Source organism: Pantoea sp. GbtcB22 (assembly GCF_019091025.1).
GTDB lineage: Bacteria > Pseudomonadota > Gammaproteobacteria > Enterobacterales > Enterobacteriaceae > Pantoea > Pantoea leporis.
The window spans coordinates 1-235 of record NZ_JAGXKB010000877.1 but is presented as its reverse complement, the minus strand read 5'-3'; the positions used below and the strand labels follow the sequence as shown (position 1 = coordinate 235).

Below are 235 nucleotides of genomic sequence, written 5' to 3'. Positions count from 1 at the left end.
TAAGCCAGGAGAACAATAAAACCCCAGTTGCCGCATCAAAATTACTCGTCGCATCGTGTTGAGCAGGGTACCGGACCAACCTCTCAAATAAAATAAACTCGGTCACTTCCCGCCACCAAGGATAATGCTGCTGTTGCACTCTAATAATGGTTTGGCAATCATCTTTTATTTCTTCTAAAACACCTACCCAAAAATTCATTTTAACGTGAATATTTTTATTAAAAGGACGGGGTCC

The 235-nt window shown here is 40.9% G+C and carries 1 pseudogene; it reads right to left on the bottom strand.

Annotated elements, in window-relative coordinates:
• A pseudogene (locus KVT28_RS26925) lies at window positions 1-235 on the bottom strand (hypothetical protein); the annotation flags it as partial.